The organism is Kitasatospora sp. NPDC023385 (assembly GCF_055664045.1).
In genome coordinates, this window is sequence record NZ_JBVOOL010000027.1 from 64,915 (window position 1) to 78,863 (window position 13,949).

At 67.9% G+C, this 13,949-nt stretch carries 10 protein-coding genes, 1 tRNA gene and 1 pseudogene; 8 read left to right on the top strand and 4 right to left on the bottom strand.

Annotation, left to right across the window (positions count from 1 at the left end; translation table 11 throughout):
• Window positions 1-125: 125 nt before the first annotated feature.
• The gene (locus AC0B61_RS30505; RefSeq protein ID WP_471744662.1) at window positions 126-905 is read right to left on the bottom strand and encodes a very short patch repair endonuclease; all 780 of its coding nucleotides are present in this window, start codon (window positions 903-905) and stop codon (window positions 126-128) included.
• Between the two features lie 184 nt (window positions 906-1,089).
• Between AC0B61_RS30505 and AC0B61_RS30510 the strand changes: the two genes are divergently transcribed.
• The 7 genes from AC0B61_RS30510 (at window position 1,090) to AC0B61_RS30540 (ending at window position 10,724) form a co-directional block, all read left to right on the top strand.
• On the top strand, window positions 1,090-2,349 hold the full coding sequence (locus AC0B61_RS30510) for a DNA cytosine methyltransferase (protein WP_471744664.1): 1,260 nt from the start codon (window positions 1,090-1,092) through the stop codon (window positions 2,347-2,349).
• A 134-nt stretch (window positions 2,350-2,483) separates the two neighbouring features.
• Window positions 2,484-5,072, top strand: coding sequence for a Z1 domain-containing protein (locus AC0B61_RS30515; protein WP_471744666.1), 2,589 nt, complete (start codon window positions 2,484-2,486; stop codon window positions 5,070-5,072).
• Window positions 5,069-6,082 (top strand): PD-(D/E)XK motif protein, encoded by a 1,014-nt coding sequence (locus AC0B61_RS30520; protein ID WP_471744668.1) that lies wholly within the window; start codon window positions 5,069-5,071, stop codon window positions 6,080-6,082. The genes AC0B61_RS30515 and AC0B61_RS30520 overlap by 4 nt, the downstream gene beginning before the upstream one ends.
• The gene (locus AC0B61_RS30525) at window positions 6,079-7,965 is read left to right on the top strand and encodes a hypothetical protein (RefSeq protein ID WP_471744669.1); all 1,887 of its coding nucleotides are present in this window, start codon (window positions 6,079-6,081) and stop codon (window positions 7,963-7,965) included. Before AC0B61_RS30520 ends, AC0B61_RS30525 begins: the two co-directional genes overlap by 4 nt.
• A gap of 41 nt (window positions 7,966-8,006) precedes the next feature.
• Window positions 8,007-8,864, top strand: a complete 858-nt coding sequence (locus AC0B61_RS30530; RefSeq protein ID WP_471744671.1) for a hypothetical protein — start codon at window positions 8,007-8,009, stop codon at window positions 8,862-8,864.
• On the top strand, window positions 8,864-9,634 hold the full coding sequence (locus tag AC0B61_RS30535; RefSeq protein WP_471744673.1) for a DUF6339 family protein: 771 nt from the start codon (window positions 8,864-8,866) through the stop codon (window positions 9,632-9,634). The genes AC0B61_RS30530 and AC0B61_RS30535 overlap by 1 nt, the downstream gene beginning before the upstream one ends.
• Window positions 9,635-10,583: 949 nt before the next feature.
• On the top strand, window positions 10,584-10,724 hold the full coding sequence (locus AC0B61_RS30540) for a hypothetical protein (protein ID WP_471744675.1): 141 nt from the start codon (window positions 10,584-10,586) through the stop codon (window positions 10,722-10,724).
• Between the two features lie 92 nt (window positions 10,725-10,816).
• Here the strand turns inward: AC0B61_RS30540 and AC0B61_RS30545 are convergent, their stop codons facing one another.
• From AC0B61_RS30545 to AC0B61_RS30555, 3 genes and pseudogenes are all read right to left on the bottom strand, one after another.
• The gene (locus AC0B61_RS30545; RefSeq protein WP_380728627.1) at window positions 10,817-11,014 is read right to left on the bottom strand and encodes a hypothetical protein; all 198 of its coding nucleotides are present in this window, start codon (window positions 11,012-11,014) and stop codon (window positions 10,817-10,819) included.
• A 185-nt stretch (window positions 11,015-11,199) separates the two neighbouring features.
• A pseudogene (locus AC0B61_RS30550) lies at window positions 11,200-12,385 on the bottom strand (IS3 family transposase).
• 65 nt (window positions 12,386-12,450) lie between these two features.
• The gene (locus tag AC0B61_RS30555) at window positions 12,451-12,687 is read right to left on the bottom strand and encodes a site-specific integrase (RefSeq protein WP_471744677.1); all 237 of its coding nucleotides are present in this window, start codon (window positions 12,685-12,687) and stop codon (window positions 12,451-12,453) included.
• A 544-nt stretch (window positions 12,688-13,231) separates the two neighbouring features.
• Between AC0B61_RS30555 and AC0B61_RS30560 the strand changes: the two genes are divergently transcribed.
• Window positions 13,232-13,344 (top strand) — tRNA-Pro (locus tag AC0B61_RS30560).
• Window positions 13,345-13,949: the final 605 nt, after the last annotated feature.

Here is a 13,949-nt window from a genome sequence, read left to right on the forward strand (position 1 = left end):
CGCATGTCACCGCTTGCCGGCAGGATGTGCACGTCCCCCGCACATCCCCACGGGACAGGACTCTAGACCAACGGACCTGACGGGACGACGGATCCGGGATCAGAAGCCGAACCGAGATCTTCCGATCAGTGAGGGCCCGACCCGTGGGCACGGTGGACCTGTTCGATCACCAGGCGGGCCGCCTCCTCGGCGGGGACGTGTTCCCAGACGCGGATGACCGTCCACCCGTGGTCCTGCAGCAGTTGTACCGTCTCGGCGTCGCGGGCCCTGTTCTTCTCCAACTTCTCGACCCAGAAGTCCCGGTTCGTCGCGGGCACGCTGCGATGTTCCGGGCAGTAGTGCCAGTAGCAGCCGTCCACGAAGATCGCGATCTTGTCCTTCGTGAAGACCACGTCGGCGGTCCGGCGCAGGGTGGGGACCGGCCGGGCGGACACCCGGTACCTGAGTCCGGCCCGATGCAGCAGCGACCGCAGGCGCAGCTCGGGCTTGGTGTCCCTGCCCGTGTTGGAGCGCATGGACGCCCGGGTTCCCGGGGAGGAGGCCCACGAGTCCGGGGGGAGGGAGGCCTCGGTGAGCAGTCCGGCCTCCTGGGCCAGGTGCCAGCCCTCGCGCAGGTTGGCGGCTCGCGTGGGGTGATCCACCTCACCCAGGGACACCGTCTTCGGCCGTCCGTCGGCGTACCAGCGCAGGGCCGCCTTGACCCGCCCGGTCCGGGCGGACCTGTTCAGCACGACGCTCGCGGGCCGCAGCCGTCCCTCGCCCACGTCCACCAGACGGTGGTCGTGGCCGCCGGCGGCCCGGTCCTGTTCCTTCGAGCGCTGGGTCGTGCCCAGCCCCGGCTTCGGCCGCCATGCGCGGTCCGTCGAGCCCGGCTTCGACGACCCGCCGGGAGCTGCGACAGCCACCGATGATCCCCTACCCGTCGTGCGTGCGGTACGGAGTCGACGATACGGCCGTGGGCCGACGCCGGGAGGCCCGCCCGTCGGAACGGGGCGGAATCAGGGCCGGCGCGATGCCCGCCTTGCGTAGTAGAGTTTAAGTTTGCGCTGTGTGTTGTTCCTGATAGGTCCGGCCGGCTAGAGTGCCTGCATGGCCGACACCCCCTCCACGATCAGCGCATTCGACCCGCCTCACAGCGGTAAGACCCCCCGAACCGGGGACTTCCGGGTGATCGATCTCTTCGCGGGTTGTGGCGGCTTGACCAAGGGGTTCGTCGACGCCAGGCACCACGGGAAGTCGCTGTACCGCCCCATCGCCGCGGTCGAGCTCGACAAGGCCGCCGCGGCCACCTACGAGGCGAACTTCGGCGCTCACATCCACCAGGGCGACATCGCCGAGTGGGTGAAGCGCGAGGCGGGCATCCCTAAGGCCGACGTGGTCCTCGGCGGTCCCCCGTGCCAGGGGTTCTCCAGGCTCGGTAACCAGGACCCCGACGACGAGCGCAACCAGCTGTGGCGCCACTACCTGACCGTCGTCGCCGCGGCCGAACCGAAGTTCTTCGTGATGGAGAACGTCGACGCCTTCCGGCGGTCCCCCGAGTTCGCCCTGCTCGTGAACGAGACCCGCACCGGGGGTCTCCTCGAGGACTACCTCATCCGACACGAGCTGATCAACGCCGACGATCACGGTGTGCCGCAGCGCAGGAGGCGGACCATCCTCGTCGGGGCGCGCAAGGACCTCATCACCCCGGGCACGGGCAAGCGGCTCGACCAGCTGTCGGAGATGGAACTCGTCGCCCTCCTGATCCCCGCACCGACCGTCGGCCGGCCGCGTACCGTCTGGCAGACGATCTCGGAACTCGTCCTGAAGAAGCAGACCCCGCAGCTGCCCACGCGGGGGTCGACGGTCAACGGCGTCCCGGGTCCGTACTCCATGGAGGAACTGCACCTCCGGCGAAGCGGCGTCACCCAGAAGTCGATGAAGCGCTACGCCTCCATCCCGGAGGGCGGGAACCGCTTCGACATCCCGTTCGAGCTGCTGTCCGCCTGCTGGAAGAAGCACAAGAGCGGCTCCGCCGACGTCATGGGCCGGATGTTCCGGGACAAGCCCTCCGTGACGATCCGGACGGAGTTCTTCAAGCCAGAGAAGGGCCGGTACCTCCACCCGTGGCTCCACCGCCCCATCACCCACCTCGAGGCGGCCCTCCTGCAGAGCTTCCCCATGGACTTCAAGTGGTGCGGCAACCGTGACCAGATCGCCCGCCAGATCGGCAACGCCGTGCCCGTCGGTCTCGCCCGGGCCATCGCGGAGCATCTCGCGCCGCTTCTGGTGGCTCAGACCGAACAGCTCCCCGCGCCCGCCCTGAAGCGGCGAGGTCGCACCAAGGAGCCGGTCCTCGTCGCCGCCTGACCGTCGGGGCCGCACTCGGCCGTGACATTGGTGCGTATAGGGACGATGCTCGCGTTGCTGTACGGTCGTCACGTCGTGGGGTCTGGCCGAACAGGGGTTTCGTGCCGGACCGGGTGTGGGGCGGAAGGGGATCCGTGGACGAGTTCGACGCGCAGTACGAGCAATTCCGGAGCTTGATCAAACTGCATACGCCGGAGCAGGCCCTGGCGATGCTCAAGCTGTTCCGGGTGGACGAGGACATCGTCAAGCGCATCGGCGAGCGCCACCAGCGGGAGACCATCGAGATCCGCGACAAGCGCCAGCCCGGCTCGGTCGTGCGCAACAACCGCGAGACCTGGTACGTCGGCCCTCAGGAGGGCGACCGCTGCTGGCCCGCGTTCCACGACCTGCTGGGACGGCAGCCGTCCTGGCACGGCGACGGCCTTCGGGACCTCGACGCCGCCTCCACCAAGGTCGTCTCCCTGCTCGACCACCCCAAGGAGAAGAAGTTCTCCACCCGCGGCCTCGTCGTGGGCTACGTGCAGTCCGGCAAGACCACCAACTTCACGGCTCTGATCGCCAAGGCCGCGGACGCCGGATACAAGTTCTTCATCGTGCTCGCCGGCATCCACAATGGTCTCCGCCGACAGACCCAACTACGGCTCGAGCGACAGCTCCTCCAGCCGGTGATCGACCAGTGGCACCCCCTGACCGGAGTCGACGGCGACTTCGAACCGCCCGCCGGCAACCCCGCCGCGTTCTTCACCGACAAGAGCGAGCAACACGTCCTGTGCGTGGTGAAGAAGAACGTCCCCAGACTCAGGAAGCTCAAGGACTGGCTGGAGAAGGCCCCCGAGCACCTGAAGAACTGCCCGACGCTCATCATCGACGACGAGGCGGACCAGGCGAGCATCGCCTCCAAGCGCACCAACCCGCTGATCCGCGAGATCATCGACCTCTTCCCCCAAGGCGGATACGTCGGTTACACCGCCACCCCCTTCGCGAACCTCCTCATCGACCCGACGGCCAAGGACCTCTATCCGCGGGACTTCATCGTCAACCTGCCCAAGCCACGCGGCCACTTCGGCACCGAGGTCCTGTTCGGGCGGGAGCCCGTGGACGGAGAGGACCCGCAGGACGTACCCGACGGCTACGACATGATCCGGACCGTGCCCGAGGAGGAGGTCGAACTCGTCCGACCGGGCCGGGACGAGATCGACGGGTTCAGCCCCGAGATCGACGGCTCGCTCCGCACCGCGGTCCTCTACTTCTGGCTCGCCACGGCGGCCCGGCGCGTGCGCGGACAGGGCGTTCCCCACTCGACCATGCTCGTCCACACCAGCGTCAGCACCGTGGTCCACCAGAGCTTCGAGGAACCGCTCAAGCGCTTCAAATCCACGATCTCGGACATGATCACGGCCGAGGAACCGGAACTCCTCGACGAACTGCGTGAACTGTGGGCCACGGAAACGGCCCGGGTCTCCGCGGCGGACCTCGGCGAACGAAAAGTGCCCTTCGAGAAGTTGCTCCCCAAGCTCCCCGGCGTCGTCGACGACTGCCGCGTCATCCTCGACAACTCCAAGAGCCTCGAACGTCTCGACTACGAGACCGGCCCGATCGTCGCCATCGCCGTCGGCGGCAACACGCTCTCCCGCGGCCTGACCCTCGAAGGCCTCGCCGTCAGCTACTTCGTCCGAGGCGCCTCCACCTACGACACCCTGCTCCAGATGGGCCGCTGGTTCGGATTCCGCGACGGCTACGCCGACCTCCCCCGCATCTGGATGACCGACGAACTGCGGGACTGGTTCCGCCACATCGCCACCGTGGAGTCCGAGATGAGGCGGGACATCGACTCCTACATGATCGAGGACAAGACCCCGCTGACCTTCGCCGTCCGCCTCCGCAACCACCCCAAGCTGCGCATCACCGCCGCGACCAAGATGCGCGACGCGGTCAAGGCCAGCGCCGCCTACGGCGGGCAGCGGGTTCAGACCCGCTACTTCCGCACCGCGGACGCGGAATGGCTCCGGACCAACCAGCGGGCCGCCGGCGAGCTCGTCGAGCAGGCCCTCCGCGTCGGCGGGGCCCGTCACGACGATCGATCTGCCAAGGGCCGGCACCTGCTGCGCGACGTCCCCTACGACCTGGTCCTCGACTTCCTCGGCCGCTACCGCTTCCACGAGAAGTCGATGGACTGCGACGCGAACCTTCTCCGCCGGTACGTGGAGAGGCGACTCAAGGCACCGGGCGGTGGGGCCCTGAAGCGGTGGAACGTCGCGATCATCGGCAACCCGCTCACCGGGGACCCCGACGCCGCCTACGAGTTCGCCCCGGGCGTCGCCGTGAACCGGGTCATCCGAGCGAAGTTGGCGAGCGGTCACGACGCCGCCGACATCAAGACCCTCATGAGCCGTCGGGACGCCGGCGTCGACCTCGACCTGAGCGGGTTCGAGGAGATCACCGAGAAGGCCCTCAAGCTGGCCCGTCAGGTGCAGTGCCCCGAGACCGCCCTGCTGACCCTCTACCCGATCGACCGGATCTCGCCCACCACGAAGGAACGCCGCGTACCGCTGGACGCCGCCGATCACGTCATCGGGGTCGGCCTCGTCTTCCCCCTGCCCCGCGGTGAGGACAGCGAGGTCGAGTGGTACAGCGCCGACCTCTCCAACGTCGTCCACGACGACGAGTTCGACACGATGAACGAGGACGAGCTCGCCCTGCTCATGGAGGACGACGGCAGATGAGCACACCCGACCTCCGGCTCGTCCTCGGCGAACACTGGCGAGACCTCGACGCGGCCCCGGTCGCGGAGGGGCACGTCCTGAGGACGTCCTCCCTTCCGGTGACGACAGATCACGGTCCGCTCCTGGCGGCGGTCGACGCGGACGGCATGAGGCACCTGCTGATACCGCTGGCGACGCGGCAGCGACTCTCGGCGGGCGTCGCCGTCGGATCGCTCCGGATCCTCGAGCGCCCGCTCGAAGACGACGAGAGCTACGGCCGCTTCGCCGACATCACCTGCACCGACCGCGAACTCGACGACGTGTTCACCGGCCTCTGCCATGACGTGCTCGTCGCGCTGGCCGCCGACGGTGATCGGCCCTACCGCACCGCCCGCGCGGTCGTGGAACGCTGGCGCCGGCTGTTCAGCGCCGGCAGGCGCCCCCTGACGGACGAGCAGGTCGTCGGTCTCTTCGGGGAACTCCTCGTCCTGATCCGCCTGCTGGAAGGCGACCCGGGAGCCGTCCGCCACTGGGCCGGCCCCGAAGGCGAGCGACACGACTTCACCGACGGCCGCCTGGCCGTGGAAGTGAAGAGCAGCACCACGGTCTCCGAACGGAGACTCCTCCAGGTCCACGGACTCGACCAACTCGAACCGCCGGAGGACGGCGAGCTGTTCATCGTCTGGCAACGGCTTCAGCCGGATCCGCGAGGACGCACCCTCGACGAACTCGTGACACACGCGAGGGACCTGTGCGACGACGAGGTCGCGTTCCTGTCCAAGCTCGCCCGCCTCGGCTACCAGCGGTCCGACCAGGGCCAGGAGGGCCGGCGACTCTCCCCGGTAGAGAGCCGCTGGTACCCCGTCGACGACGGGTTCCCGAAGCTCACCACGACCTCCATACCGGGCGCGGAGGTACCGGCGGGAGTCCTCGACGTCCGCTACACGGTGGACCTCGCCGGCGTCCGGACCGACCGCCTCGACGACGACGCAGTGAACGACGTCCTCGCCCGGATCGGAGAGCCGACGTGACCACGACACCGCGCTGGCTGTCCGAGTCCTATGGACCCGGCGGAGGAGGCGCGGCCGAGGGCATCCTCCGCCACCTCGACGCCACCGAACTCGACCCGCTGACCCTTCTCGTCCGCGAGTCGGCGCAGAACAGCTGGGACGCCCGGACCGGCGACGGCCCGGTCGACTACCGCGTCGAGCTCCGGTCCCTGAGCCCCACCGAAGCGCCGGTCTGGCGGGACCTGCTCCTCGAGAACGCCCCCACGACCGAACACCTCGAGCTGCGCGCCTCCCTCGCCCGACCGGTCCTCCGCGTCCTCACGGTGACGGACACCGGAACCAAGGGGCTCGGCGGCCCGACCCGCGCCGACGTCGTCGCCGACGGCGACTGCGACTTCGTCTCCTTCGTCCGCAAGACCGGCAGCTCCCAGGACCTCGACAGCCGCGGCGGCACCTACGGCTACGGCAAGGTGGTCTTCCACCTCGCCTCCAAGCCGCACACGGTCCTCGTCCACACCCGCTGCCGGGTCGGCGACCGCCTGGAGACCCGACTCATCGGCTGGGCCGTCCACGAGAGCTACAGCACCGACACCGTCGACGGCCCGAAGACCTTCACCGGCCGGCACTACTGGGGACGCGTCCAGGACGGATACGTCGAACCGCTCGTCGGAGCCGAAGCCGACGACGTCGCCCGAAAACTCGGTCTCAGGGCGTTGCCCGAAGGCGAGACCGGTACCACCGTCGCGATGATCGAACCCGCATTCGGAGTCCGGGACGACGCCGAGGCGATGCGCTGGATCGCCGACGCGATCGTCTGGAACCTCTGGCCCAAGATGCTCCCCGAAGGCGGGGAAGCGCCGATGCGGTTCTCGATCACCCACGACGGAGCGGAGGTCCCCGTCCCCTGGCCCTCCGATGTGCCGCACCTGCGCCCGTTCCTCTGGGCCCACCGCGACATGGGCGTCCTCATCGAGCACAAGACGATGAAGCGCCCACTCGGGCGCTTCGGCGTACGCAAGTTCATCGCACCCCCCGGCAAGCCGCCGAAGGTCGCCCAGGAGGCCGGAATCAGCGACCGGTTGCACCACACCTGCCTCATGCGCCCCGTGGACCTGGTGGTGAAGTACCTCGAAGGCCCGCCGTTCTTCGAGGAGCACGGAGGCTACGCCGGGGTCTTCCGGGCCGACGAGGGCATGGACCGCACCTTCGCGCTGTCCGAGCCGGCCAGCCACGACAACTGGATGGTGGACCGGCTCCAGGACCTGGACGAGCGCAAGCTCGCCAAGCACGCCCTGAAGAAGATCGCGGACGAGATGAAGGCCGCCTCCGGACCCGCCGCCGTCGTCAATAACGCCGGGGACGGCGTCTCGCTGGCCGGCATGAGCAAGCTGATGGCGGGACTGATGGCGGGCGCCCCCGGACACGGCGGCTCCGCGGTCTTCCCGACGGCCGACCCCGTGCACTCCCCGGGGCCGGCCGGCCGCCACCCGAACGGCGGCGCACCGGATCCCGGGGAAGCCGGATCGGGCGCGCCCGCCCGCCCGGCGACACACGGTCGACGCGGCGCCAGACTGCGCTACCTGGACGAGCCCTTCCACGACACCGTGGACGGTCGCGCCGTCCTCGTGCAGAGATTCGAGTTGGTCGACGCAGGAGAACAGGTCGTCCGAAGCCGACTGTCGGTGGCGCTGAACGACGCCCTGGGACGAGAGGGCGAACCGCCCCGGGGCGCGTCCGTACCGACCGTGCTCGGGTGGCGAGCGGACGGCGAAGAGCTCCACAGGTCCGACGAACTCCACACCGACGGAGGCGACGGACGCGTCTGGTCGCTGATCGTCGCACCCGCACCCGACACCGTGACCGAGATCGTCATGGCCTCGGAGCGGACGGGCGGTGACGTGTGAGCCGCCGCGCCTACCCCTACCGACGTCCGCACCCGCACACGGTGACCACCGAAGGATGGCTCCTCAAGCAGGAGGACGGACAGGGGATCCCGCTTCCCCCCTCGGTGGTCGACTGGGACTACCAGCGCGACCTCGAGCTGGAATGCACCGTCGAGGTCGACCTCGACGCGGCCCGCGCGAGCGCGGCGCTGCCGGAGGACGCCGAACTCGCCCTCACCACCGTGTGGAACTCCTCCGGCTCCGGCCTGCGCATGCTCGCGGCCGAGGAGCGACTGACCGGCGGCGGGAGGAGATCGGTGCAGCTGGCCTTCACGGTCCTGGGACGGGACAGCGGGGGAGTGCTGTCGATCGACACCCAGGTCGTCCTCGCCGGACACCTTGACAACCCCGACCCGACCGGCCCCCGGCGCGCCGGGTCCATCCTCTGGCAACACCACGCCCAGGTTCGCCTCCAAGGCGACGCCTCGCAGTTCCCGATGGCCGTCGTAGACTTCGCCGAGGCGGGCTACCCGGAGGACGCCCCCTGGTACCTGGACATCGGACCCAACCTCGACGCCGCCACCATGGGCGCGGTCCTGCTCCTGGTCAACAGCCGCACCACCCTCGTCCTCGACGCCATGCGGAAGGCCGAGAAGGCCACCCACGCGGAACGGCTGATCCAGTCGGCACTGCGTCAGGACGTCGTACGGCTCATGATCGAGCACGCCGTCGACGACGAGGACCTCGACGACGGATCCACGTTCGAGCCGGACACCCTCGGCCACATGCTCCTCGGAGCGGTCCGCACCCACCTGCCCGACACGACGCTGGCCGCGCTCCGGCTCATGCGGCGCAGCGACCCCTCGTACTTCTCCGCCCGCGTGCAGAGCGCCGTCGGCCTCTTCGCGAAGGAAACGTGATGGCCTACCTCTTCCCACGCCTGCTCGCCGGAGCGGCCAAGGACCTGAGGGCGTCGTACCTCGGGAAGTCGCCCGACGAACTCGGCGGCGACGCCGCCCAGTCGCACCTCGCCATGTTCTACACGGCGACCGGCGGCGTGCGACTCCCGCCGGAACGGCTCCTGAGGCTGCGGGGCGCCATCGTCGACGCCGCCCGCGAGAGAGGCTTCCCCGCGCCGCACAACAGGAAGCAGGCCAGCGGGTTCGACATCGCCGCGGCCGAGATCCTCCACCGGGACTCCGGGATCATCCCCGCCGAGGCCGTCGCTGGCGACCTCTGGGCCTTCCTGTCCCTCGTGGTCATGCCCGACGTGGCCGCATGGCGATACGCCGACTTCCACCAGGACCGGGTCCTGGGCACGGACGTCACCCGTCACGTCTTCGGTCGTCTCTGGTGGCGCGCCCATCTCGTCCACGACCGGGACGCCGAACCCGAGGACCTCTACGCCGCTCTCTCCGTCCTGGGCGAGTCCGCCTTCGACCAGATCTACGCCCGCCGGACGTCCATCGGCGGCAGCCCCCACATCGTTCGGGGGATCCTCCGGGTCTGGCAGAGGGTCGACATCCCCCTGGAGACGGTGACCGAGCGGGACTTCCTCCGAGACCTCCTGAAGCGGATCCTGAGGCTACAGGCCTTCATATCCTTTGACTCGTTGTCCGTGGAGGACCTCGACGGAGAGTTCCGGACGCTCGTCGACGACTCGCTTCGAAGCTTTTCCGGCCGAACGTAATCGGAGTTCGTGGACTCTAACCTCGTTGGCCGGGAGGGTGGATAGTGGCCGGGACTGTAGGGGCCGGTTTCGCGAACATTCATCCGGCGGCCATGACCGAGCATCCCGTCAAGCAGTCGTCCGCCAGGCGCTACGACGCCACCGGTACCGTCTTGGGCAGCATCAAATCCGCCCCAAGCGTAGTTGGCCAGGCTGGCCACGGCGGGCTGCGGAACTAGGTGCCGGAAACTACCCGATCTTTCGCGAGTGTTAACCCCGGATACCGACCCTGATCGAGACCTCGGATGACTGGGGTGGCGCCAGCCAATCTGACTCAATTCTTCCATTTGCGTCGCCGAATTGGCCCCGGCCGAAACCAGCGTGGCCGAGACCGCTAACTGGCGGGGTTCGCCCGATGCTGCATGGTGTGGCTCCGAGATATCTCGGAGCCACACCATGCAAGGCTCATGCCAGCTCACCCCCGCAGGGCGGCCACGGGCTACAGGGTCCGTTCGCGCTGGAGGGTCCAATTCTGGCCGGTGCTGCCGTTGCAGGCTGCGAGGGCGACGCGGGTACCGTTGGCGAGGGCGTTGTCCTTGGTGGACAGGCAAGATCGACCGCCGTGAGGGTGATCACGATGCGCGGCTGGTGGGTAGGGCAGCTTGATCGTGTGGCATCGGTCTTCGCGCGTTCACCGCCCGAAGGGCTGGTCGCGGATCGGGGGAGGCGGTCTCCCCGCTGGCCGAGGGGCGTTGGGCTCGTACAACGGGGAGCACGTGCGGTGAGGCGGCGTCGAACCTCGGATCGGTCCTCGGAATGCGCCAGGGCGAGCGCCGAGAATTTTGGTGAGACCGCAGGGAATGGGTGAAGCTGGGATTATGACGGCGATTCTCCGGCTGGCCTTCGGGCGGGTCCGATTGATTCGCTCGGCGGGTTATGGACTCCCTATCCGGTCTCCTACGCCCCGCTCGTGTCCCTCACGACATCCGAGATCGAGACCGACCTCTACACTTCGACCGCGGTACGGCTCGACGTACCCATCCCGACCGACCTGGCCGCGCGAGTGGAGACGGCCTCCGAAATCCCCATGCAACTGCCCCTGACCTGGTAGGCGACGGGAATCCGTTGACCTTGCGGCCCCGTGGCCCACCAGCGGTCCGACGCCGATGCTACCCGGTGCACCGGTGGCGGGCCCCGCCTCGCTCACGCCGCCTGGCCGAAGCCGTGACCGGCAGCGAAGTCGGTTTGGCGGACTGCTTGGGTGTCCGCGTGGTCGAGGGCCTGGACGGCCTGCTCGGCGGAGTCCTTGAGGAGGTGGCCGTAGAGGTTGATGGTGATCGCCAGGGTGGAGTGGCGCAGGGTCTTGGAGATGATGGCCAGGGGGATGTCAGCGGCGATCATGATGCTGGCCGCTGTGTGGCGTGCAGCCCGATCCTCGGGAGCCCGAGTTCGGCGGTGAGCTTGCGGACCTGGTCGAGGTCCCACTGGGGGCGCAGCGGCAGGCCCATCCGGCTTGGCGAAGACGAGGCCCTCGAGTCGGCCTGAGGGGCCACGCGTTTTCCGGACAGACGCCGCACGTTTGAAAGCTACGCTGCGAGCCGTATGTTGCGACGCTCGAGATACGCCTCACGCGGTGTCATATATCCGATTGCCGAGTGAAGTTGCTTGCGATTGTACCAGAATTCGATGTACCTCGTGATGTCCTGTCGGGCTTCCTCGCGCGTGTTGTATGTCATGCGGCTCACTCGTTCGTTCTTCAGGGCGCCGAAGAACGATTCGGCCATGGCATTGTCGTAGCAGATCCCGGTCCGGCCGGCAGAGCGCCGGAGGTTGAGCCGGTCGAGGGTCTTGCCGTATTCAGCGGACATGTAGTTGCTGCCGCGATCGGAGTGAAATATGGCCTTGGCGGCAAGTTTCCGATTGCGCGCGGCGTTCTTGATGGCTCGTGATATCAGCGGGGTCTGGTAGTGGTCGTCCATCGCGTACCCGACGACTTCCTTGCTGCAGCAGTCGATGACGGTCGCCAAATATAGCCAGCCTTCGCCGGTGGGTATATAGGTGATATCTCCGACCAGCTTCTCTCCGGGTCTTTCTGCGGTGAAGTCACGGCCAACCAGGTCGGGCACGGGGAACGGCAGGCCGGCGCCTTGGTCAGGCTGAACCGCTTGGGCTTGGGCTGGCACGGCACCAGGCCCAGCTCCCGCATGAGCTGGCGGACCAGCTCCGGTCCGGCTTGCACGTCCCAGCGGCGAAGCTGAGCGTGCACGCGCCGATAGCCGTAGGTGCTGTCGGAGTCCTCGAATATCTTCGAGATAAGGAGCTTGAGTTCTTCGCGACGCGCGGCGGTGGCGGATTCTGGCCTGTTGCGCCACTCATAGTAGCCGGAGCGAGATACGTCAAGCTTGGCGCACATGAAATCGACGGTGAATGCGCACTCCGCTGTGCCGAGTCTCATCTGATCGATGAACTCGAACTTGTCACTCACCGGTGATCCTTCGCGAAGTACGCTGCGGCTTTTTTCAGGAAGGCGTTCTCCATCTCGACTTCGCGGAGACGTCGTTCGAGTTCCTTGAGACGTGCACGCTCGCTCACCGTCAGCTCTGCGTCAGCCGGAGGTTCATTTCGCTTCTCATGATTTTTCACCCAGCCTCGCAGGGCTTCCGGGTTCAGCTCGAGCTCCCGGGCAACCTCGGTGACGGTCTTGCGAGACCTCAATGCGATTTGTACGGCTTCCTCGCGAAACTCCGGCGAGTACTTGCTGGGCGGTGCCACCTGTTACCTCGTTTCCTCTCAACAGAAGATCCTATTGGGTCTCTGTCCGGAAACCTCGGGGCACCTCAGCCGTCGGGGTGGGCGTTCATCTGGATCGCGGCTTGGCGGTGGAGGGCCGTCATGACTCTGGGGAAGAGGCTGATCCATGCGCGGCTGGCTTCGGTCTTGGGCTGGCGGAGGTGGATCTCGCCGTTGTCGATGGCGGCGAGGGTCCAGCGGACGTAGAGCTTGCGGTCCATGAGGTGGACGTCGAACCAGTGGAGGGCGAGGACCTCGCCGCGGCGCATGCCGGTGCCGAGCATGACCTCGAACAGGTCGGTCAGCTGGTCGGAGTAGTGCTCCGTGTTGTGGCGCAGGAACGCTGCGGCCTCGTCGGGGGGTCCAGCAGGTGCGCTCGGTGGCGCGGGGCTTGGGCGGGACGGAGTGTTTGGCCGGGTTGTAGCGCAGCCCCCAGGCGCGGACGGCGGCGTTGAGGGCGTTGCGCAGGGTGGAGACGATCCGGCAGACGGTGACCTTGCCGCGCTTGGACTTGCGCTGGGCGGCGAGCCAGTGGGTAAGCGACGATGATTCGCCCGCAGGTGCCGGCCCAGTGGGCCGGCTGGCGGCACCGGCGCAAGAGCAGTCGGGCTGGCGTGACGCCGCTTGCTGGAAGGCTCGACAGATTCCGGTTACAGGCAGTACCTGCGGCGGGGCGGTCGGCCTGGGGACCACTTTGGGACCACACCCGATGAGCGCCTATGGGCGCTGATGGCCCGAAACGTACACTTGTGTGCAAAGTAATCGCCGAGCCACGGTCAGCAGTTCGCAGCACCACTTCCGGCGAGAAGTCCCAACTCACTTGTTCCCCAGGATGGTTGAGTAACAATAAAGGCCGAGACCTTGGGGTCTCGGCTGTCGACAATAAGTGAACCCCTTGACTGGGGGTCAAGGGGTCGCAGGTTCAAATCCTGTCGTCCCGACAGTATGTCGGAAGGCCGTTGGCTGGGAGAAATCCCAGGTCAGCGGCCTTTCGCATGACGCCCCGTCAGTGAAACGAGCCACCTGCGAACACCCCTAAACGATCTTGCTGGGGACCAGCTGGGGACCAGCGTGCTCCCGGCGGACCCTGCGGGCCCGCCCCCGGGGACCAGCCGGTCGAAGGCCCATCTGTCCCTACCCGGCCACAATAGCGGCGCAACCGGCAGCCGGAACACCCGTTCCGGGAATTCCGACGCTGCTCCCACACCACCCACGCGGTGAATTCCCCCGCGTGCCGGGGAATCGACATCTGACCGGGCCGCGAGCGAAGTCCAACTCCACTCCGGGAACTCGAAGTTCACCGGGCCCTTAGGGCGGAGTGACGGCCGCCCCATTGAATCCGGTCCTATCGGTGCTGCCGCGCCCCGTTGTTGACCCTCCACAAGCGCGGTCCGGACCGTTGAGTCCTCGTCGCCACAGCCGGGCGGGCCGGCGGCGCTGTCGTAGGGCGGGCCTAGATGACTGATGCCAAGGGGTTCAGTGGTCGTACGCGGTCAGCGAGCGCATGACGGGCTGGCCAGTGTGGTCGTTGTGCCAGATCGCGGCG